We start from the raw sequence: 19854 nt of genomic DNA on the forward strand, positions 1-19854 counted from the left end.
TTGTGAAAAAAGGGTCTGGCGTTACGGACCCGCAACGAAAGGACATGACACGTGGCACGTATCGCCGGCGTTAACATCCCGACCCACAAGCGGGTCCCGATCGCCCTGACCTACATCACCGGAATCGGCCAATCCTCGGCCAAGGCCATCTGCGAAGCCGTCAATATCGACCTGACCCGCCGGGTCAACGAGCTGAGCGACACCGAAGTGGTCGCCATGCGCGAGCATATCGACGCCAACTACATGGTCGAAGGCGACCTGCGCCGCGAAGTGCAGATGAACATCAAGCGCCTGATGGACCTTGGCTGCTACCGCGGCCTGCGCCATCGCCGCAACCTTCCCGTCCGCGGTCAGCGCACGCATACCAATGCGCGCACCCGCAAAGGCCCGGCGAAACCCATCGCCGGCAAGAAGAAGTAAGGGAGGGCAGAACCAATGGCACGAGATACCCGCCGGACCAAGAAAAAGGTCTCGAAGAACATCGCCACGGGCGTGGCGCATGTGAACAGCTCGTTCAACAACACCAAGATCCTGATCTCGGACGTGCAGGGCAACGCGATCGCGTGGTCCTCGGCCGGCACGATGGGCTTCAAGGGGTCGCGCAAGTCGACGCCCTATGCCGCCCAGATGGCCGCCGAAGATGCCGGCCGCAAGGCGCAGGAACACGGCATGAAGACGCTGGAAGTCGAAGTGCAGGGGCCCGGGTCGGGCCGCGAGAGCGCGCTGCGCGCCCTGGCTGCCGTCGGCTTCAACATCACGTCGATCCGCGACGTGACGCCGATTGCCCACAACGGTTGCCGCCCGCCGAAGCGTCGCCGGGTCTGAGACCGACTTTTTGGATGGGGCCGCGTGAGTTTTCACGGCCCCATTTCCGTTATTTTGAAACCTCGAGCGTCTCAGAGGCCTATGGACATGGGGCCAGGGACAAGGATGGAGGGACCGCATGATCCATAAGAACTGGGCAGAATTGATCAAGCCGACGCAGCTTGAGGTGAAGCCGGGCAACGACCCGCTGCGCCAGGCGACCGTCGTGGCGGAACCGCTGGAGCGCGGCTTTGGCCTGACCATGGGCAACGCGCTGCGCCGCGTGCTGTTGTCGAGCCTTCAGGGCGCGGCGATCACCAGCGTGCAGATCGACAACGTGCTGCACGAGTTTTCCAGCATCGCCGGTGTCCGCGAAGACGTGACAGACGTGGTGCTGAACCTCAAGGGTGTCGCGATCCGCATGGATGTCGAGGGGCCCAAGCGCCTGTCGATCTCGGCCAAGGGGCCGGGCGTGGTGACCGCCGGCGACATCGCCGACAGCGCGGGCATCGAGATCCTGAACAAGGAACACGTGATCTGCCACCTCGACGAGGGCGCGGACCTGTTCATGGAATTGACCGTGAACCAGGGCAAGGGCTATGTCGCCGCCGACAAGAACAAGCCGGAAGACGCGCCCATTGGCCTGATTGCCATCGACGCGATCTATTCGCCGGTCGTCAAGGTCAGCTATGACGTGCAGCCCACCCGCGAGGGCCAGGTTCTGGACTATGACAAGCTGACCATGAAGCTGACCACGGACGGATCGATCACGCCCGAGGACGCCGTGGCCTTTGCCGCGCGCATCCTGCAGGACCAGCTGTCGATCTTCGTGAACTTCGAGGAGCCGGAATCGGCGCAGCGTCAGGACGACGACGACGGGCTGGAGTTCAACCCGCTTCTGCTGAAGAAGGTGGACGAGCTGGAATTGTCGGTGCGGTCGGCGAACTGCCTGAAGAACGACAACATCGTCTATATCGGCGACCTCATTCAGAAGACCGAAGCCGAGATGCTGCGCACGCCGAACTTCGGCCGCAAGTCCTTGAACGAGATCAAGGAAGTGCTGTCGGGCATGGGCCTGCACCTGGGCATGGATGTCGAGGACTGGCCGCCGGACAACATCGAGGACCTGGCGAAGAAGTTCGAAGATCAATTCTGAAGAATTGATCTTCAAATCCCGGACTTGATCCGGGATCTCCCGGCCAAAAGGCCCCGGATCAGGTCCGGGGTGGGTCGGTGCGAAATCGGGTCGAGGTCCCGGGTCAAGCCCGGGACAGGCCCCAAGGAGAGCCGGTGACACGCATCGCCGGCCGGACAAAGCAAAACCGCCCGTAGAGGGCAACAAACGGAGTAAGAAACATGCGTCACGCACGAGGCTATCGCCGCCTGAACCGTACCCACGAGCACCGCAAGGCGCTGTGGGCGAACATGGCCGGCTCGCTGATTGAACACGAACAGATCAAGACCACCCTGCCGAAAGCGAAAGAGCTGAAGCGGGTCGTCGAAAAGCTGGTCACGCTGGGCAAGCGCGGGGACGTTCATGCCCGCCGCCAGGCCGCCGCGCAACTGAAGCAGGACATGCATGTCGCCAAGCTGTTCGACGTGCTGGGCCCGCGCTACAAGGAGCGCCAGGGCGGGTATGTCCGCGTGCTGAAGGCCGGCTTCCGCTATGGCGACATGGCGCCGATGGCGATCATCGAATTCGTCGAGCGCGACCGCGACGCGAAGGGCGCCGCCGACAAGGCCCGCGTCGCCGCCGAGGACATGGAGGGGGACGACGAGGCATAAGCCCCGTTCCTCTTGACTGAATCAGAAACGCCGCCGGAAGTGTCCGGCGGCGTTTTTCGTTCCCGAAGGGGCCCGGGGCGCGGTCAGGCGCTTTCGAGCTCTTTCTTGACCAGCTTCTCGATCTCGTCGACGGGATGGCCCGCGAGGTTCTTGGGGATCTCGCTGACCACCTTGGAGGTGACCTCCTTGTGCATGTCGTCGCGCAGGTGGCCCAGCACCTTGGGCGCGGCAACGAGGATCAGGCGGTCGAATTCGCCCTTGTGCGCCGCGGCGTAGAGGATGTCCGACAGGTCCGACGCGAAGCGCTCCTTCTGCAGTTCGTGCCAGTCGGTGTCGTCCAGGGCCGACATCTGCTGCACCCCGGTGTCCTGCATGCGGCCGGGGCGGTTGGCCGATTGCTCGATATCAGAGGGGTTTTCCTGTTCCTCGGTGTCCATGACCTCGAAATTGGGGTCCTGGTGGTCGGTGAGGTTGCGCAGGAAGAGCGCCTTTTCACTGTCGGTCACCACGACCCAGGTGCCTTGCTTGAGTTCAGTCATCGCGTTTCTCCTTGCCGGTGCCGTGATGGCCGCCGAGATTGCCTTCGCCCTTTTCGTCTTCCTTGGTGACGCGGGTCGCGCCGGCGCCCTCGCTTTTTGTCCGCTTCAGCGAGTCGCGGGTGCCGACCTTGCGTTCCAGGTTGCCCTGGGCGCGGCCTTGCTGGTCTGGGGTGGGGACGTCGTCAACGAACTCTTCGGTTTCGCTTTTGCCGTCCTTCGATCTGTATCTCTCTGCCATGGTTTGAACCTCCTGTCTGGAAACGCCGGGTGGGGCGGGGGGTTCCATCGGGCGGTGCGGGCTGTGAGGACGGGAGCGAGGGGCCAGCCCCTCGCGCTCCCCGAAGCGTTTTTCGAAAGACTGGCGAAGCCACTTTCGGAAAATCGCGGTACGACCTTCGTACGTTGCGGGCGTTCTGCCCCTATCCCGGAACACGTGATAGGGGCAGAACGCTTTGGGATATTTGTGGCCAGAGGAAGAGCAGGGGCGGTGCCTGTCTTGACGTGCTTGCATCAAGGGCGCGGGGGGCGCATATCGGGGGCATGGTGAGATGGATCTGTGCCCTTGTCCTGTCCGTGACGCTGGCGGTGCCGGCGGGGGCGGAGATGCGCGTGCCCGAGAGCCGCGGCGAGATCGGCATGGGCTTCGTGCCCGTGGTGAAGGAGGCCGCCCCCGCGGTGGTCAACATCTATGCGCGGCGGGTGGTGAACACGCGGTCGAGCCCGTTCCGGGGCGATCCGTTCTTCGACGAGTTCTTTCGCGATTTCGGCGGGCCGAGGCAGCGGGTGGAGAACTCGCTGGGGTCGGGGGTGATCCTGAGCGCGGACGGGATCGTGGTGTCGAACTACCACGTGGTGGGGATGGCCACGGACATCCGCGTGGTGCTGAACGACCGGCGGGAATTCGAGGCGCGGGTGCTGCTGGCCGACGAGGAGAGCGACCTTGCGGTGCTGAAGCTGGACGGCGCGGAAGGGATGCCGGCGCTGGAGCTGCGCGACAGTGACACGGTCGAGGTGGGCGAGCTGGTGCTGGCGATCGGCAACCCCTTTGGCGTGGGCCAGACGGTGACCAGCGGGATCGTGTCGGGGCTGGCGCGGTCGGGCGCGGCGACGGGCAATGCGCGGGGGTATTTCATCCAGACCGACGCGCCGATCAACCCGGGCAATTCGGGTGGGGCGCTGGTGGACATAGAGGGCCGGCTGGTGGGCATCAACACGCGGATCCTGAGCCGGTCGGGCGGGTCGAACGGGATCGGCTTTGCCATTCCGGCGGCGCTTGTGGCGCAGTTCGTGGCCCAGGCGCAGGCGGGCAATACCGCGTTCGAGCGGCCCTGGGCGGGGATTTCCGGCCAGCCGGTGACGGCGGACATGGCCGAGGGCATGGGCCTGGGCGTGCCGGGCGGGATCATCATTTCGCAGCTGCATCCCGCAAGCCCCTTTGCCGAAGCGGGGTTTGCGCCGGGCGACGTGATCACGGCGGTGGACGGGCAGGCGGTGAATGCGGCGCCCGAGATGATTTACCGGATGTCGGTTGTCGGGATCGACGGCGAGACGCGGGTGACGCGGGTGCGCAACGGGGAGGCCGAGGACGTGGTCCTGCGGCTGGGGGCCGCGCCGGAGGTGCCGCCGCGGGAGGTGACCGAGACGGGCGCGCGGAGCGTGATACCGGGGATGGTGCTGGGCAATATCAACCCCGCCGTGATCGCCGAGCTGGGCCTGCCGCTGATGGCGGAGGGTGTCGTCGTTCTGGAGCCGGGGCGCGCGGGGTTGCGGGCCGGGTTGCGGCAGGGGGACATATTGCGCGGGATCAACGGCGTGACCGTCGAGGAACCCGGCATGGTGGAGCCTCTGCTGGAGGCGAGCGGGCGCTGGCTGAGCCTGGATGTGCAGCGGGGCACGCAGCGCAGCACGCTGCGGTTCAGGCTGTAGCCATGGGCGATCTGTTCGATACCGGCCCCGAAGCCAAACCGGACGTAAGGGACGACAAGGCGCATGACAGCGCGCCGCGGCCGCTGGCGGACCGGCTGCGGCCCCGCGCGCTGTCCGAGGTGATCGGGCAGGACAAGGTGATCGGGCCGGATGGCCCCCTGGGGGTGATGCTGGCCTCGGGCAGCCTGACATCGCTGGTCTTCTGGGGACCGCCCGGGGTGGGCAAGACCACCATCGCGCGGCTTCTGGCGGACGAGACCGACCTGCATTTCGTGCAGATCAGCGCGATCTTTTCCGGGGTGCCGGAGCTGCGCAAGGTGTTCGACGCGGCCAAGCACCGGCGGGCCAACGGGCAGGGGACGCTGCTGTTCGTCGACGAGATCCACCGCTTCAACAAGGCGCAGCAGGACGGGTTCCTGCCGCATATGGAGGACGGGACGATCCTGCTGGTGGGGGCCACCACGGAGAACCCGAGTTTCGAATTGAACGCGGCCTTGCTGAGCCGGTCGCAGGTCCTGGTGCTGGAGCGGCTGACCCTGGCGGAGCTGGAGCGGCTGGCGCAACGCGCGGAGAAGGAGCTGGACCGGACGCTGCCGCTGGACGGCGCGGCGCGCGAGGCGTTGCTGGAGATGGCGGACGGGGACGGGCGGGCGCTCTTGAACCTGATCGAGCAGGTGGCGGCGTGGAAGACCGACAAGAAGCTGGACACGAACGCCCTGACCGCGCGGCTGATGAAGCGGGCGGCGCAGTACGACAAGTCCGGCGACGCGCATTACAACCTGATCTCGGCGCTGCACAAGTCGGTGCGCGGGTCGGACCCGGATGCCGCGCTCTACTGGCTGGCGCGGATGCTGGACGGAGGCGAGGACCCGCGGTACCTGGCGCGGCGGATCACCCGGATGGCGGTGGAGGATATCGGCCTGGCCGATCCGCAGGCGCAGGCGGTCTGCCTGCAATCGTGGGAGACCTACGAGCGGCTGGGCAGCCCGGAAGGGGATCTGGCGCTGGCACAGGCGGTCACCTACCTGGCGCTGGCGCCCAAGTCGAACGCGGCCTACGTGGCCTACAAGGCGGCGATGAAGGCCGCCAAGAAGACCGGCAGCGAGCCGCCGCCCAAGCATATCCTGAACGCGCCCACCGGGCTGATGAAGGAACAGGGCTACGGCGCGGGCTATGCCTATGACCACGATGCCGAGGACGCGTTTTCGGGGCAGAACTATTTCCCCGACACGATGGAGCGGCCCGAGCTTTACAAGCCGGTCGAGCGCGGGTTCGAGCGGGAACTGGGCAAGCGGGTGGCCTATTTCGCCAGGCTGCGGGCGCGCAAGGACGACGCGGAACACTAGACGATTCCCGCGCCGCCGCCGGTCGGGCTGCGCGGATATGTCGTTTTTTGAACAGTCGGCCCGGCGACGGGCCCGAGCCGCGGAAACCCCTTTAAAGCAAGCGGTTCAACAGTGCTGGCTAGTGAATTGAACGTGCGAAAAAATTTCGTGATGCGGCATATGAAGGCTGGAAGCGACATTTTTTTCGTGTTTTGGTAACATCATGTCGTAATTGAGCCGCCCGTTCAGGGGAAACGACGCAAAGCTGCTTTGAAGGGTCGCGCAAGATGACCCGGGAGACAGACTAGTCATAGGGAGACATCATGACTGATTTCAAAGATCAACTTCTGCTGGATCGACTGGCAGATGCGGCCCGCGAGGGGAAGATCTCTCGCCGGTCGTTCATGCATTACGCCGCCGCGGCGGGCCTGACGACCACGGCCGCGACCGGCCTGTGGACCGGGGCCGCGAAGGCGCAGCCCGCCAAGGGCGGGACGTTCCGCCTGGGGATGCACGACGGCAATACGTCGGATTCGCATGATCCCGGCACCTACGTCACCTTCTCGATGATCCAGGTGGCGCATACCTATCGGTCCTACCTGACGCTGATCGAGCCCGATGGCTCGCTCGGGCCGGACGTGGCCAGCGAGTGGAGCGCGAGCCCGGACGCCAAGGAATGGACCTACAAGATCAACGAGAACGCGACGTTCCACAGCGGCCCGAAAGTGACGGCGAAGGACGTCATCGCGTCGATGAACCACCACCGGGGCGACGACACGACATCGGCCGCGAAAGCGCTGTTGTCGGACGTGCAGGACATCACGGACAACGGCGACAACTCGGTGACCTTCGTGCTGGGCACCGGCAACGCCGACCTGCCGTGGCTGATGACCGATTATCACCTGGCGATCGTTCCGGCCAACGAGGACGGCACGGCAAACTGGCAGTCGGGTGATGGCTGTGGCCCCTACAAGATGGAAGAGGCCGAGTTCGGCGTGCGCTACAGCCTGACCCGCCACGAGGGCTGGCACCTGGAAGGCGCGTATTTCGACGACCTGCAACTGATCGTGCTGAACGACCCGAACGCGCGCCAGACGGCGCTGGTGACGGGCGACGTGGACGCGGTGACGCAGCTGGAGCTGAAGACGCTGGCGCTGTTGCAGCGCGACCCCAACATCGAGATCGACGACGTGCCGTCCGCGGCGGCCATCACCTTGCCGATGCTGTGCGACACGGCGCCGTTCGACAACGTGGATGTGCGCAACGCGCTGAAGCTTTCGATGAACCGGGACGAGCTGATCGAGAAGATCACCTTCGGCGCGGCCACCAAGGCGAACGACTTCCACCATTCGCCGGCGATGCCCTACTATCCCGAAGGCATCGAGCAACGCGAATACGACCCCGACCAGGCGAAATCGTTGCTGAAGAAAGCCGGCGCCGAGGGGCTGACGGTGAACCTGAGCGTGGCCGACTCGGTCTTTTCCGGGGCGGTGGACATGTGCGTCCTTTACGCCGAGCACGCCAAGGCGGCGGGCATCACGATCAACGTCAACCGCGAACCCAATGATGGGTACTATTCCGACGTGTGGCTGAAAAAGCCGTGGTGCGCGGTGCAGTGGGGCGCGCGTCCGACGCCGGACGTGATGTATTCGCTGGCCTACAAGTCCGACGCGGCATGGAACGAGAGCCGGTGGCAGAACGAGCGGTTCAACGAACTGCTGCTGCAGGCCAAGGCCGAGCTGGACGATGAAAAGCGCGCGGAAATGTACCGCGAGATGGCGATCCTGGCGAAGGACGATGGCGGGACGGTCATCCCGTTCTTCCCGAACTTCGTCTATGCGCGGCGCAAGAACGTGCAGCACGGGCCCGACCTGGCGCCAAGCTGGCAGATGGACGGCGCGCGCGCCTGCAGCCGGTGGTGGTTCGCAGACGCATAAGCAAGAGGTTTTGCCCCGGTGCCAAGGCGCCGGGGCAAACATTTGGAGGGGGCGGATCATCGCCCCGTCCGGGCCGACGGGACGGCCAAGAGAGCGCAGCAAAAGCGCCCGGGGCACGTCATAACGTCATAACAATATAAGCTGTGCGGATGCGGCCCGGGACGGGCAAGGCGGACGCCCAACAGCAGGAGGGACATATGGGAGACATCTTAACGCTTGTCGGCAAGCGTCTGGGTCTCGGGTTGATCATCCTTTTGGTGATCTCCGTCATCATCTTCTTCATGGTCGAACTTCTTCCCGGGGACATCGCGCAGGCGGTGCTGGGACAGTCGGCGACCCCGGAGAACCTTGCGGCCCTGCGCCGTGAAATGGGCCTCGACCAGCCCGCGCTGGTGCGATATTTCGCATGGCTGAGCGACGCCGTCACACTTGATTTCGGCAGTTCCATCGTGACCGACGCGCGGGTGACCGAGATCATCGGCGAGCGGTTCATGAACACGCTGTTCCTGGCCGCCTACGCGGCCGTGATCGCGGTGCCGGTGTCGATCGTTCTGGGCGTGATCGTGGCGCTGTTGCGCAACTCGATCTTCGACCGGGTGGCGAACGTGATCTCATTGTCGTTCATCTCGTCGCCGGAATTCTTCCTGGGGTATATCCTGATCCTCTATTTCGCGGTGAAATGGGGCATGTTCCCGGCCATCGCGAGCCTGAGCGAGGGGATGACCTTCTTCGGGCTGCTGGAGCGGACCTTCCTGCCGGCGCTGACGCTGGTGCTGGTGGTCATGGCGCACATGATGCGGATGACCCGCGCGGCGATCATCAACCTGCTGGCCAGCCCCTATATCGAGATGGCCCGGCTGAAGGGCGCGCCGCCCTGGAAGGTGATCGTGAAACACGCGCTGCCCAATGCCTGGGCGCCGATCATCAACGTGGTCGCGCTGAACCTGGCCTACCTGATCACCGGCGTGGTGCTGGTGGAGGTGGTGTTCGTCTATCCGGGCATCGGACAGGCGCTGGTGGACGCGGTTTCGAAACGCGACTTCCCGGTGGTGCAGGCCTGCTGCCTGATCTTCGCGGCGACCTTCATCCTTCTCAACCTTGCAGCCGACGTGGGGGCCATTCTGACCAACCCCCGCCTGCGGCACCCGAAATAAGGAGGGCGGATCATGATATTTGTAATCCTCTACTTCGCCCTGCTGCTTCTGCTGTCGTGCGGGGCGGCCTATTACAACCAACGCTCGGCGTTCCTGCTGCTGTTCTCGCTGACGCTGGTGTCGCTGGTGCTGGCGATCATCGGCGGCATTCCGGCGCTGCGCTTCGTGGCGATTGCCGCGGGGATGCTGTTGGCGGCGGGCATGATGTCCTACGCGTTCCGCGAGTTCCTGACGGCGCTGGCGAGCGACGAGATGGCCAAGGAGCTGCGCACCGCGCCGCTGACCGCGGCCTTCGGGATGTTCGTGATCTTCGTCGTGGCGATCATGGGCATCTTCGCCCCGGCCATCGCGCCCTATGGCGAGGCCGAGATCGTCAGCCAGGCCTTTGCGCCGCCGGACAACAACATGCTGCTGGGCGCGGACCAGCTGGGCCGGGACATGTTCAGCCGGATCATCTATGGCGCGCGGAACACCGTGGCGCTGGCGCTTTGCGGCACGGTCCTGGCGTTCATCCTGGGCGCCATGGCGGGCCTGCTGGCGGCGACCAAGGGCGGATATTTCGACGGGTTCATGGGCCGGATGGCAGACGTGATCATGTCGATCCCGTCGCTGATCTTCGCCCTGCTGATGCTGTCGATCTTCGGTGGTTCGCTGGCCTCGCCGCAGACCAGTTCCTGGCTGCTGTTCGGCTTTGCGGTGGTCGTGGGGCTGTTGTTCCTGGCGGCGGCGGCATACTCGCTTGTCAGCTGGCTGGTCGGGGCGGCGATCGTCGCCGGGGTGGCCTTTGCCTTTGCCCTGGCCGGCACGACGATCTTCAACGCGTCGGAGATCATCCTGATCCTGGTGGTCGCGATCATCTACAGCCCCCGCGTGTTCCGCCTGACACGGGCGGTCGCGGGCAACGTGGTCGTGATGGACTATATCGAGGCCGCCAAGCTGCGCGGTGAAAAGAACTGGTACCTGATCCGGCGGGAGATCCTGCCGAACTCGACCGCGCCGCTGGTGGCGGAGTTCGGGCTGGAGTTCTGCTTCGTGTTCCTGCTGATCGCGGGTCTCAGCTTCCTCGGTCTCGGCATCCAGCCGCCCACGGCGGACTGGGGGTCGATGGTGCGGGAGAACGCGACGCTGATCTCGTTCGGTGAGATCACGCCGCTTATTCCGGCCGCGGCCATCGCGCTGCTGACCGTGGCGGTCAACTTCGTGGTGGACTGGATGCTGCATCGGTCCTCGGGCTTGAAGGAGTAAACCGACATGAGTTTCAAGAAAAACACCGACGTCCTTCTGAAGATCCGGGACCTGAAGATCCAGGGCTATTCGGACGAAACCTGGGTCGACATCATCAAGGGTGTCGACCTGACCCTGCACCGCGGCGAGGTGATGGGCCTGATCGGGGAATCCGGGGCGGGCAAATCCACCATCGGTGCGGCGGCCATGGGCTATGCCCGGGACGGCACGCGGATCGTGGAGGGCTCGTCGATCGAGTTCGACGGGATCGAACTGACCACCTCGACCGAGGGCGAGAAGCGGGCTCTCAGAGGCTCGCGCATCGCCTATGTGGCGCAGTCGGCGGCGGCGTCGTTCAACCCGGCGCACAAGCTGATCGACCAGCACACCGAAGCCCCCGTGCAGTACCGCATCAAGAAGCGGCTGGAGGCGCAGGAGGACGCGATCGAACTGTATGAGCGGTTGCGCCTGCCCAATCCCGGCGAGATCGGGTTCCGGTATCCGCACCAGGTGTCGGGCGGTCAGTTGCAGCGGGCGATGACGGCGATGGCCATGTCGTGCCGGCCCGACCTGATCATCTTTGACGAGCCGACGACGGCGCTGGACGTGACCACGCAGATCGAGGTTCTGGCGGCCATTCGCGATATCGTGGACCAGTTCAACACCGCGGCGATCTACATCACCCACGACCTGGCGGTGGTGGCGCAGATGGCCGACACGATCAAGGTGCTGTTGCGCGGTGAAGAGGTGGAGGAGGCGCCCACGGACCAGATGCTGGAGAATCCGCAGGAGGATTACACCAAGTCGCTCTGGGCCGTGCGCAGCTTTACCAGCGAGCAGAAGCATCGCCCGACGGATGGCACGCCGCCGCTGATTTCGGTCAAGAACGTGGACGCGTCCTATTCCAACGGGCCGAAGATCCTGGATGACGTGTCGTTCGACATCTACCAGGGGATGACGGTGGCCGTGGTGGGTGAATCCGGGTCGGGCAAGTCCACGACCGCGCGGGTGATCACCGGGCTGTTGCCGCCCTCGAAAGGCGAGGTGCTGTTCAAGGGCGAGCCCTTCCCGGCCAGTTACAAGGACCGCTCGAAGGACCAGCTGCGGCAGTGCCAGATGATCTATCAGATGGCCGATACCGCGCTGAACCCGAAGGTGCAGATCTCGGAGATCATCGGGCGGCCGGCGCAGTTCTATTCGGGGCTGAAGGGCACGGCGCTGAAGACGCGGGTGGACGAGCTCTTGGACCTGATCGAGCTGGAGCCGTCGAAATACTACAACCGCTATCCGCCTGAGCTGTCGGGCGGGCAGAAACAGCGGATCGGGATTGCCCGGGCGCTGGCGGCGGAACCCAGTTTCATCGTCTGCGACGAGGTGACCTCGGCGCTGGACCAGCTGGTGGCGGAAGGCATCCTGCGGCTGCTGGACCGGCTGCAGAACGAGCTGAACCTGGCCTATATGTTCATCACCCACGACCTTGCCACCGTGCGGTCGATCGCCGACGAGGTGGTGGTGATGCAGAACGGGCAGGTGGTGGAGCAGGGGCCGAAGGACGACATGTTCACGCCGCCGCACCACCCCTATACCGACCTGCTGCTGAGCTCGGTGCCGGAGATGGATCCGAACTGGCTGACCACGCTGCTGGAGGAACGGGGCGTCGACAATATCGGCGACGCGGCCTCGGCCAAGATCGACCCGGACGACGACAAGGTCGAGGGCACGCAGGTCTGAGCCTGGCCGCCATGAACAAGAAACGGCGCCCCGGAGGAAGGGGCGCCGTTTTTCGTGTTGGGAACGGGTTTGGCGCAAGCTTGAGAGCGGGGCGCCTGCCATCCTCGGGCTTGACCCGAGGATCTCTCGGGCGGCGAGGTCCCGGGTCAGGCCCGGGACGGGGGGTGATTTTGGCTTCGGTTCGGCACCCGGTAAGTCCCGGCCCTGCTTTCCAGGCCGTTTTTACCCCGGGCGCACCCTCTCTCAGCCGGTGATGGCCATGCCCGACAGGATCATCGCGCCGACGATCAGGGCGTATACGATCACGACAGCCTGCCACGTGGCGCTGTGGGCCTGCAATTCGCGGATCAGTTGGTCACGGTTCATGGCGGGTATCCTTTTCAGAAGCGCCAAGGACGCCAAACGAGTGTCACGTTCAACGCCGAAGGGGGAAGAGGTCGGTTTTCGGACTGTGGCGCGGGGCGCCGGGGGAAGGTCAGCTGATGATGGCCGAGGCCGAGAAAATCAGCGTACCTACGAGGATACCGTAGACCAGGACCACCGATTGCCAGGTGGCACTATGCATACGAAGTTCCCGGTTCAATTCATCGCGGGTCATGATGGCCTCCTTTGGCTGGCGGTCGTTCCATAGCGAGCGCGTCAGTGCGTTCGTACCATCCACCTAGTCAAAAATTATGACGGCGCAATCCTTATTCGCTTCGAATTCTATGAAAATTGTGCATAGCCGGTCTGGCCGCAGAGCATGGCTGCGGCGATTCTGAAAAATTCCAGTATTTTCAGAGCCTTGCGCGGGGCGTCCCCGCGCGAGGCATTTGCGGTCAGGCGACGCCCTGTAGCGGCAATACCACAAGGTCGCCCTCTTGCCGGGCCTTCATGGCCAGTGCGGCGGCATGAGCGGCGGCTGCGGTCGTGTAATAGGGGATCTTGTCGTAGAGCGCAACCGAGCGAATCTCCCGGCTGTCCTCGACCGCCTGGATGCCCTCGGTGGTGTTCATGACAAGGCTGATCTGCCCGTCCTTGAGCATGTCCACGATGTCGGGGCGGCCCTCGTAGACCTTGTTGACGACCTCGCAGGCGATGCCGTGCGCCTCAAGAAAGGCGGCGGTGCCGCGGGTGGCGACGATGGCGAAGCCCAGGTCGACAAGGATCTGCGCGGTTTCCACAAGCTGGGGCGTCTTGTCGTCGTCCTTGATCGAGAAGAACACCTTGCCGCCGTCGGGCAGCACGACGCCCGCGCCCATCTGTGCCTTGAGGAAGGCGCGGGGGAAGCTGACGTCCCAGCCCATGACCTCGCCCGTCGAGCGCATTTCCGGCCCCAGGATCGTGTCGACACCGGGGAAGCGGGCGAAGGGCATGACCGCCTCCTTGACCGAGAACCAGGGCATGGCGGGATCGGCAAGCGTCATCTGGTCGGCCATGGGCAGGGTGCCCGGCTTGGTGTCCGACGGGTAGGCGCCGCGATGCGGGAAGGCCGAGAGCGGCTCGCCCGCCATGAGGCGCGCGGCGATGGAGGCGATGGCCGAGTCAGTGGCCTTGGCGACGAAGGGCACGGTGCGGCTGGCGCGGGGGTTCACCTCGATCAGGTAGATGTCGTCGCCCTGGACGGCGAACTGCACGTTCATCAGGCCCACGACGTTCAGCGCCTTGGCGAGTGCGCGGGTCTGGGCGTCGATCTCGTCGATGATATGCTGGGGCAGGGTGTGGGGCGGCAGGCAGCAGGCGCTGTCGCCCGAGTGCACGCCGGCCTCTTCGATATGTTGCAGGATGCCGGCGACGTGGACATCGGTGCCGTCCGAGAGCGCGTCGACATCGCATTCGATGGCGCCGGAGAGGTAGCCGTCCAAGAGGACGGGGCTGTCGCCCGAGACGATCACGGCCTCGTTGATGTAGCGTTCGAGCTGACCCATGTCGCGGACGATTTCCATCGCGCGGCCGCCCAGCACGTAGGAGGGGCGGATGACCAGCGGGAAGCCGATTTCGTCGGCGATGGCCAGCGCCTCGGCGTCAGAATGGGCGATGCCGTTCTTGGGCTGCTTGAGGTTCAGCTGGTTGACCAGCGCCTGGAACCGCTCGCGGTCTTCGGCCAAATCGATGGCGTCGGGCGTGGTGCCGAGGATGGGGATGCCTTCGGCTTCGAGGTCGTTGGCGAGTTTCAGGGGCGTCTGGCCGCCGAACTGGACGATGACGCCGTGCAGGGTGCCGTTTTCCAGCTCGACCCGCAGGATTTCCATGACATGCTCGAAGGTGAGCGGCTCGAAATAGAGCCGGTCGGAGGTGTCGTAGTCGGTCGAGACGGTCTCGGGGTTGCAGTTGACCATGATGGTCTCGAACCCCGCGTCGGTCAGCGCGAAACAGGCGTGACAGCAGCAATAGTCGAACTCGATCCCCTGGCCGATGCGGTTGGGGCCGCCGCCGAGGATGACGACCTTCTTGCGGTCGGAGGGCCGCGCCTCGCATTCCACCTCGCCCATCATCGGGGCCTCGTAAGTGGAATACATGTAAGGCGTCTGGGCCTCGAACTCGGCGGCGCAGGTGTCGATGCGCTTGAAGACGGCCGTAACGCCCTTGGCGTGGCGAGCGCGGCGGATGTCGGCCTCGGTGAAGCCCGTCAGTTTGGCGAGGCGGGCGTCGGTGAAGCCCATCATTTTGAGGCGGCGCAGGCCCTGTTCGTCGGTGGGCAGGCCGTCCTTCCGCACGGCCTCCTCGGCCTCGACGATTTCGCGGATGCGGGCGAGGAACCACGGGTCGAACTTGGTGGCGGCGAAGATTTCGTCATCGGTCAGGCCGTGGCGCATGGCCTGGGCGATGGTGCGCATCCGGTCCGGGGTCTGCTGGCTGATCGCCTTGATGACGGCGGTCTTTTCCGGCGCGCCGTCGATCTCGATCTCGTCAAAGCCGGTCAGGCCGGATTCCATCGACGCGAGCGCCTTTTGCAGCGATTCGTGGATGGTGCGGCCGATGGCCATGGCCTCGCCCACGGATTTCATCGCGGTGGTCAGGTAGGGCTGCGAGCCGGGGAATTTCTCGAAGGCGAATTTCGGGATCTTGGTAACGACATAGTCGATGGTCGGCTCGAAGCTGGCGGGCGTGACCTTGGTGATGTCGTTGTCGAGCTCATCCAGCGTGTAGCCGACGGCGAGCTTGGCGGCGATTTTCGCGATCGGGAAGCCGGTGGCCTTGGACGCCAGCGCCGAGGAGCGGGAGACGCGCGGGTTCATCTCGATCACGACCATACGGCCGTCTTCGGGGTTGATCGCCCATTGCACGTTGGAGCCGCCGGTTTCCACGCCGATCTCGCGCAGGACGGCAATGCTGCCGTTGCGCATGATCTGGTATTCCTTGTCCGTGAGCGTGAGGGCGGGTGCGACGGTGATCGAATCGCCGGTATGCACGCCCATCGGGTCGACGTTTTCGATGGAGCAGACGATGATGGCGTTGTCGGCGCGGTCGCGGACGACCTCCATCTCGTATTCCTTCCAGCCCAAGAGCGACTCGTCGATCAGGATCTGGCTGACCGGGGAGGCGTCGAGGCCGGACTTGCAGTAATGCTCGTAATCGGCACGGTTATAGGCCACGCCGCCGCCGGTGCCGCCAAGGGTGTAGGCGGGGCGGATGATGGCAGGCAGGCCCACATGTTCGAGCGCGGCCATGCATTCTTCCATGGTTTCGGCGATGGTGGCCTTGGGGTTTTCGATGCCCAGGCGGTCCATCGCCTCGCGGAAAAGCTTGCGGTCCTCGGCCATTTCGATGGCCTCGCGGTTGGCGCCGATGAGTTCGACGCCGAACTTTTCCAGCACGCCCATGTCGGCCACCGCGAGCGCGGTGTTGAGACCCGTCTGGCCGCCCATGGTGGGCAGGAGCGCGTCGGGGCGCTCTTTCTCGATGATCTTGGCCACCACTTCGGGCGTGATGGGCTCGATATACGTGGCGTCGGCCAGCCCCGGATCGGTCATGATCGTCGCGGGGTTGGAGTTTACTAGGATGACGCGGTAGCCTTCCTCGCGCAGGGCCTTGCAGGCCTGGGCGCCGGAATAGTCGAACTCGCAGGCCTGCCCGATGATGATGGGGCCGGCACCGATGATCATGATGGATTTGATATCGGTTCTTTTTGGCATGTCATCCCCCGGTGCGGCGCAAATTGTTGGCCTTATATTCATTACGCCGGACAGCGCAAGGGGCATCGGTCTTTGCACGCGATGCGACGTATTTCGCAGTGCACTTGGCCGCGTGAACGCTTAGATAACCAGCCAAAGCGAGGGACTATCTGTTGCGAATCCGTTTCGATCATGGCCCCGAGGGGGACGAATGCGCGTTCGAGCGCCCGGTCGAGGTGATCCTGGCGCGGGAGGCAGAGGACGTGCCCGCCGCGCTGGCGGCGATGGACGCGGCGCGGGAGGCCGGCCTGTGGCTGGCGGGATTCGCGAGCTACGAGCTGGGTTACGCGCTGGAGCCGAAGCTGGCGCCGCTGATGCCGGGGCGGCGGCGGGTGCCGCTGTTGCAGTTCGGGGTCTTCGAGGAGCCGGGCGTGGCGGCGCCGTTGCCCGAACCCGAGGCGCATCTGGATCATTTCGTGCCGCTGTGGTCGGCGGCGCGCTATGAGCAGGCGTTTGAGGCGGTTCACGGGCATATCTGCGCGGGCGACTTTTACCAGGCGAACCTGACATTCGCCTGCGCGATGGAAGCGGTGGGCGAGCCTGCCGCGCTTTATGCCGCGCTGAACGCGGTGCAGCCGGTGCGCTTTGGCGCGCTGATCGAGGACGAGGGGCTGCCCGCGATCCTGTCACGCTCGCCCGAGCTGTTTTTTCGCACCGATGGGGCGGGGGGCATCGAGACCAAGCCGATGAAGGGCACCCAGCCGCGCAGCGAGGATGCCGAAGAGGATGCGCGGCGCTGCCGGTTCCTGATGGAAGACGAAAAGAACCAGGCCGAGAACCTGATGATCGTGGACCTTTTGCGCAACGACCTGGGGCGGATCTGCGAGATCGGCAGTATCGAGGTGCCGGAACTGTTCACGGTGGAGAGCCTGGCGACGGTGCACCAGATGACGTCGCTCATTCGCGGGCGGATGCTGGAAGGGACGACGCTGTCCGGCATCTTCCGGGCGCTGTTTCCCTGCGGGTCGATTACGGGCGCGCCGAAGATTCGGGCGATGCAGATCCTGGCGGGGCTGGAGGACGGCGCGCGCGATGTCTATTGCGGCACCATCGGCTGGGCCGCGCCGGACGGGCGGTCGGAGTTCAACGTGGCGATCCGCAGTTTGCTTGTGGAGGACGGACGTGCGACGCTGAACGTGGGCGGCGGCGTGGTCTATGACAGCACCGCCGCGTCGGAATACGAGGAAGCCCTATGGAAAGCCCGCTTTGCCCGCCGGCTGATCCCGGATTTCGCCTGATCGAGACAGGGCTGTGGACGCCTGAGGAAGGCTTGCATCGCAAGGCGCTGCACCTGGAGCGGCTGCGGGCGAGCGCGGCACGGCTGGGGATCGGGATCGACGGGCTGGACGCGGCGCTTGAGGCGGTCGAGGCCAGCGGGCCAAGGCGGTTGCGTCTGACGGTGGATGCGGGCGGGCAGGTAGAAGTCACCTTGCACGAGTTCACGCCCGAGCCGGAGGGCCGGGTCTGGCGGCTGGCGGTGTCGGAGACGCGGTTGATCGCCACTGATCCGTGGCTGACGGTCAAGAGCACCGCGCGGGACTTGTACGACCGGACGCGGGCGGAGTTGCCCGAGGGTGTGGAGGAGGTGATCTTTCTCAATTCCGATGGCGCGGTCTGCGAGGGGACGATCACCAATATCTTTGTCGACCGGGGCGAGGGGCTGGAAACGCCGGCGCTGAGTTGCGGTGTGCTGCCCGGTGTGCTGCGCGCGAGCCTGATCGCGGAGGGCCGCGCGCGGGAGGCGGTGCTGACGCCGGACGACCTGGCCGAGGCGCGGGCGCTATACGTCGGCAACGCGCTGCGCGGGCTGATCCCGGCGCGGCTGGACTAGCGGTTATTCCGCGGCGTGGCGAAGGTCTTGGGCGGCGGCGTCGCTGTAGAGGTAGTCGCGTGTGAGCGGCACGGCGTCCTGCTGGCGCGAGAGCTGGAACTGGAACACGACCTGGCTGTTGTAGCGGAACGTCGCCTCGCAGGCGATGAGGTAGTAGCGCCACATGCGGCAGAACCGCTCGTCGTAAAGCGCGCGGGCGCGGTCTATGTTGGCCATGAAGCGGTCGTACCAGTGGCGCAGGGTTTCGGCGTAATGCAGGCGCCAGACCTCGATATCGCAGGAATGCAACTGATTGACCTCGATCGCGCGGGCCGCCTCGGACAGGGCCGGGCAATAGCCGCCGGGGAAGATGTATTTCAGGATCCACGGGTTGGTGGTGCCGGGCGGGTCGGTATGGCCGATGGTGTGGATGAGGGCGACGCCGTCCTCGGCCAGAAGGTCGTGCACATGGCGGAAGTATTCGCGGTAATGCGGCACGCCCACATGTTCGAACATGCCGACCGAGACGATGCGGTCGAAGGTGCCGGTGACGGCGCGGTAATCCATCAAGTGGAATTGCACCTTGTCGGAGAGGCCCGCCTCGGCGGCGCGGCGGGTGGCCAGGGCGTGCTGTTCCTCGGAGAGCGTCACGCCCACGACCTCGGCGCCGTAGTCGCGCGCCAGCGTCAGCGCCATGCCGCCCCAGCCGCAGCCGATGTCGAGCACGCGCATCCCGGGCTTGAGCAGCAGCTTGCGGGCGATGTGGTGTTTCTTGGCCCCCTGCGCCTCTTCCAGCGTCATGTCGGGGCGGGCGAAATAGGCGCAGGAATATTGCCGGTCCTTGTCGAGGAAGAGGTCGTAAAGCTCGCCCGAGAGGTCATAGTGATGGGCCACGTTCGCCTTCGACCGCTTGGCCGGGTTGAACTGTTTCAGCCAGCGGCTGGCGTGGCGCATCAGGTCGAGCGGGCGGTGGAACCACGGGCTGCCCTGGCGGGCGATGTTGTCGACCGCGAGGCTGAGAAAGCCGCGCAGGTCGTCATCCGCGAGGGTGATCGTGCCGTCCATGTAGCCTTCGCCCACCGCCAGTTCGGGCGACAGGATGATGCGGCGGGGCAGGGCCGGGTCGTGCAGCGTCATGGCGACGGAGGGCGTGCCGCCGTCGCCGTAGCGCCGCGTCGTGCCGTCGGGATAGGTCAGGCTGAAATCGCCTTTGCGAAAGAGATGTGTGACGAACACATCGAGCATCTTGGTCCACATGGCTCACCCCATATCTGCGTGCGCCTACAGCGGCGCCTACGTTGGTGTGAAACCTGCCAGTGTTGCGGTTTTCCCGCATGTTTTCCGCCCGATAGCCGGAATCTTTGCGCAAAATTAACCTTCTGTAAATGTTTTAAGATGCGGCCCGGTTCCGCTCGGGCGGGAAATAGCCTTGCAGGCCTTGACTTTGCCGCCCCGCCAAGGTGTA

18 protein-coding genes are annotated in these 19854 nt (G+C 65.1%); 12 read left to right on the forward strand and 6 right to left on the reverse strand.

Annotation, left to right across the window (positions count from 1 at the left end; translation table 11 throughout):
* The first annotated feature begins 51 nt into the window (after window positions 1-51).
* From rpsM to rplQ, 4 genes are all read left to right on the forward strand, one after another.
* The gene (gene rpsM / locus KUV49_RS19685) at window positions 52-420 is read left to right on the forward strand and encodes a 30S ribosomal protein S13 (protein WP_057795022.1); all 369 of its coding nucleotides are present in this window, start codon (window positions 52-54) and stop codon (window positions 418-420) included.
* A gap of 15 nt (window positions 421-435) precedes the next feature.
* Complete coding sequence (gene rpsK, locus KUV49_RS19690) at window positions 436-825, forward strand: 30S ribosomal protein S11 (RefSeq protein WP_007817184.1); 390 nt, start codon at window positions 436-438, stop codon at window positions 823-825.
* 118 nt (window positions 826-943) lie between these two features.
* Window positions 944-1960: a DNA-directed RNA polymerase subunit alpha gene (locus tag KUV49_RS19695; RefSeq protein WP_152493527.1), complete on the forward strand. Its 1017-nt coding sequence runs from the start codon at window positions 944-946 to the stop codon at window positions 1958-1960.
* 200 nt (window positions 1961-2160) lie between these two features.
* Window positions 2161-2589, forward strand: a complete 429-nt coding sequence (gene rplQ / locus KUV49_RS19700; protein WP_222452611.1) for a 50S ribosomal protein L17 — start codon at window positions 2161-2163, stop codon at window positions 2587-2589.
* A gap of 83 nt (window positions 2590-2672) precedes the next feature.
* Here the strand turns inward: rplQ and KUV49_RS19705 are convergent, their stop codons facing one another.
* Both KUV49_RS19705 and KUV49_RS19710 read right to left on the reverse strand, forming a co-directional pair.
* Window positions 2673-3128, reverse strand: a complete 456-nt coding sequence (locus tag KUV49_RS19705) for a host attachment family protein (RefSeq protein ID WP_222452612.1) — start codon at window positions 3126-3128, stop codon at window positions 2673-2675.
* A complete protein-coding gene (locus KUV49_RS19710) occupies window positions 3121-3366 on the reverse strand; it encodes a hypothetical protein (protein WP_222452613.1) in 246 nt (81 codons plus the stop codon). Before KUV49_RS19710 ends, KUV49_RS19705 begins: the two co-directional genes overlap by 8 nt.
* Window positions 3367-3668: 302 nt before the next feature.
* On the opposite strand from KUV49_RS19710, the gene KUV49_RS19715 reads away from it, so the two are divergent.
* The 6 genes from KUV49_RS19715 (at window position 3669) to KUV49_RS19740 (ending at window position 12425) form a co-directional block, all read left to right on the forward strand.
* Window positions 3669-5054 (forward strand): trypsin-like peptidase domain-containing protein, encoded by a 1386-nt coding sequence (locus KUV49_RS19715; protein WP_222452614.1) that lies wholly within the window; start codon window positions 3669-3671, stop codon window positions 5052-5054.
* A 2-nt stretch (window positions 5055-5056) separates the two neighbouring features.
* Window positions 5057-6400 (forward strand): replication-associated recombination protein A, encoded by a 1344-nt coding sequence (locus tag KUV49_RS19720; RefSeq protein ID WP_222452615.1) that lies wholly within the window; start codon window positions 5057-5059, stop codon window positions 6398-6400.
* A 302-nt stretch (window positions 6401-6702) separates the two neighbouring features.
* On the forward strand, window positions 6703-8316 hold the full coding sequence (locus KUV49_RS19725; RefSeq protein ID WP_222452616.1) for an ABC transporter substrate-binding protein: 1614 nt from the start codon (window positions 6703-6705) through the stop codon (window positions 8314-8316).
* A gap of 197 nt (window positions 8317-8513) precedes the next feature.
* Window positions 8514-9470 carry an ABC transporter permease gene (locus tag KUV49_RS19730; protein WP_222452617.1) on the forward strand — a complete coding sequence of 319 codons (957 nt, stop codon included), beginning with the start codon at window positions 8514-8516 and terminating at the stop codon, window positions 9468-9470.
* 9 nt (window positions 9471-9479) lie between these two features.
* Window positions 9480-10715 carry an ABC transporter permease gene (locus KUV49_RS19735; protein ID WP_222452936.1) on the forward strand — a complete coding sequence of 412 codons (1236 nt, stop codon included), beginning with the start codon at window positions 9480-9482 and terminating at the stop codon, window positions 10713-10715.
* A 6-nt stretch (window positions 10716-10721) separates the two neighbouring features.
* The gene (locus KUV49_RS19740) at window positions 10722-12425 is read left to right on the forward strand and encodes an ABC transporter ATP-binding protein (RefSeq protein WP_222452618.1); all 1704 of its coding nucleotides are present in this window, start codon (window positions 10722-10724) and stop codon (window positions 12423-12425) included.
* Window positions 12426-12668: 243 nt separating this feature from the next.
* On the opposite strand, the gene KUV49_RS21595 is transcribed toward KUV49_RS19740, so the two are convergent.
* From KUV49_RS21595 to carB, 3 genes are all read right to left on the reverse strand, one after another.
* Window positions 12669-12791, reverse strand: coding sequence for a hypothetical protein (locus KUV49_RS21595; RefSeq protein ID WP_261391616.1), 123 nt, complete (start codon window positions 12789-12791; stop codon window positions 12669-12671).
* A 109-nt stretch (window positions 12792-12900) separates the two neighbouring features.
* Window positions 12901-13086, reverse strand: a complete 186-nt coding sequence (locus KUV49_RS19745; RefSeq protein WP_222452961.1) for a hypothetical protein — start codon at window positions 13084-13086, stop codon at window positions 12901-12903.
* Window positions 13087-13243: 157 nt separating this feature from the next.
* Complete coding sequence (gene carB / locus KUV49_RS19750) at window positions 13244-16540, reverse strand: carbamoyl-phosphate synthase large subunit (protein WP_222452619.1); 3297 nt, start codon at window positions 16538-16540, stop codon at window positions 13244-13246.
* 152 nt (window positions 16541-16692) lie between these two features.
* Here carB and KUV49_RS19755 point away from each other — a divergent pair, with 152 nt between their 5' ends.
* The gene (locus tag KUV49_RS19755; RefSeq protein WP_222452620.1) at window positions 16693-17817 is read left to right on the forward strand and encodes an aminodeoxychorismate synthase component I; all 1125 of its coding nucleotides are present in this window, start codon (window positions 16693-16695) and stop codon (window positions 17815-17817) included.
* Window positions 17772-18410, forward strand: coding sequence for an aminotransferase class IV family protein (locus KUV49_RS19760; protein WP_222452621.1), 639 nt, complete (start codon window positions 17772-17774; stop codon window positions 18408-18410). Before KUV49_RS19755 ends, KUV49_RS19760 begins: the two co-directional genes overlap by 46 nt.
* Window positions 18411-18413: 3 nt before the next feature.
* Here the strand turns inward: KUV49_RS19760 and KUV49_RS19765 are convergent, their stop codons facing one another.
* Window positions 18414-19646: an SAM-dependent methyltransferase gene (locus KUV49_RS19765; RefSeq protein ID WP_222452622.1), complete on the reverse strand. Its 1233-nt coding sequence runs from the start codon at window positions 19644-19646 to the stop codon at window positions 18414-18416.
* Between the last annotated feature and the right edge of the window lie 208 nt (window positions 19647-19854).

Origin of the sequence: Roseovarius atlanticus, assembly GCF_019802205.1 — a bacterium.
Taxonomy (GTDB): domain Bacteria; phylum Pseudomonadota; class Alphaproteobacteria; order Rhodobacterales; family Rhodobacteraceae; genus Roseovarius; species Roseovarius atlanticus_A.

What these genes read in the sequence shown, in the direction of transcription:
- KUV49_RS19710 (WP_222452613.1), bottom strand. Translation starts at nt 3,366, where the DNA reads ATGGCAGAGAGATACAGATCGAAGGACGGCAAAAGCGAAACCGAAGAG.
- KUV49_RS19765 (WP_222452622.1), bottom strand. Translation starts at nt 19,646, where the DNA reads ATGTGGACCAAGATGCTCGATGTGTTCGTCACACATCTCTTTCGCAAA.
- rpsK (WP_007817184.1), top strand. Translation starts at nt 436, where the DNA reads ATGGCACGAGATACCCGCCGGACCAAGAAAAAGGTCTCGAAGAACATC.
- KUV49_RS19695 (WP_152493527.1), top strand. Translation starts at nt 944, where the DNA reads ATGATCCATAAGAACTGGGCAGAATTGATCAAGCCGACGCAGCTTGAG.
- KUV49_RS19740 (WP_222452618.1), top strand. Translation starts at nt 10,722, where the DNA reads ATGAGTTTCAAGAAAAACACCGACGTCCTTCTGAAGATCCGGGACCTG.
- carB (WP_222452619.1), bottom strand. Translation starts at nt 16,540, where the DNA reads ATGCCAAAAAGAACCGATATCAAATCCATCATGATCATCGGTGCCGGC.
- KUV49_RS19730 (WP_222452617.1), top strand. Translation starts at nt 8,514, where the DNA reads ATGGGAGACATCTTAACGCTTGTCGGCAAGCGTCTGGGTCTCGGGTTG.
- KUV49_RS19715 (WP_222452614.1), top strand. Translation starts at nt 3,669, where the DNA reads ATGGTGAGATGGATCTGTGCCCTTGTCCTGTCCGTGACGCTGGCGGTG.
- KUV49_RS19725 (WP_222452616.1), top strand. Translation starts at nt 6,703, where the DNA reads ATGACTGATTTCAAAGATCAACTTCTGCTGGATCGACTGGCAGATGCG.
- KUV49_RS19705 (WP_222452612.1), bottom strand. Translation starts at nt 3,128, where the DNA reads ATGACTGAACTCAAGCAAGGCACCTGGGTCGTGGTGACCGACAGTGAA.
- KUV49_RS19720 (WP_222452615.1), top strand. Translation starts at nt 5,057, where the DNA reads ATGGGCGATCTGTTCGATACCGGCCCCGAAGCCAAACCGGACGTAAGG.
- KUV49_RS19760 (WP_222452621.1), top strand. Translation starts at nt 17,772, where the DNA reads ATGGAAAGCCCGCTTTGCCCGCCGGCTGATCCCGGATTTCGCCTGATC.
- rplQ (WP_222452611.1), top strand. Translation starts at nt 2,161, where the DNA reads ATGCGTCACGCACGAGGCTATCGCCGCCTGAACCGTACCCACGAGCAC.
- KUV49_RS21595 (WP_261391616.1), bottom strand. Translation starts at nt 12,791, where the DNA reads ATGAACCGTGACCAACTGATCCGCGAATTGCAGGCCCACAGCGCCACG.